The 256-nt window shown below is 55.9% G+C and carries 1 protein-coding gene; it reads right to left on the bottom strand.

Annotation, left to right across the window (positions count from 1 at the left end; all coding sequences use genetic code 11):
- Nucleotides 1-143 precede the first annotated feature (143 nt).
- The coding region (locus SB751_RS32765) for a YgjP-like metallopeptidase domain-containing protein (RefSeq protein WP_410749349.1) at nucleotides 144-256 on the bottom strand (113 nt) is incomplete at its 5' end.

Here is a 256-nt window from a genome sequence, read left to right as displayed (position 1 = left end):
AATGTCGACTGGATCTGTATCGGTGTATTGATTGGGTGCGCTGCAAAAATACGGCGAACGTCGTTATGGTGGACAGCGTACAGCCGGATGGATCAGTCGCGGCGGGAGCAACAGTCGGCAATCGCCAAGACTGATGCCCCCCCTCAAATCCCCGGCACCATCTCCGGCGGATGCTGCTTCAACTGTTTCCTTGCCTCGCGAAACTCCGGAAAGATCGACTCCACTGTCTGCCAGAACCGCGGACTATGATTCATCT

The sequence above is a fragment of the Cupriavidus sp. SIMBA_020 genome, from assembly GCF_046535395.1.
Taxonomy (GTDB): domain Bacteria; phylum Pseudomonadota; class Gammaproteobacteria; order Burkholderiales; family Burkholderiaceae; genus Cupriavidus; species Cupriavidus campinensis.
The sequence above is the reverse complement of the archived record's forward strand: the minus strand, read 5'-3'. Positions and strand labels throughout refer to the sequence as shown.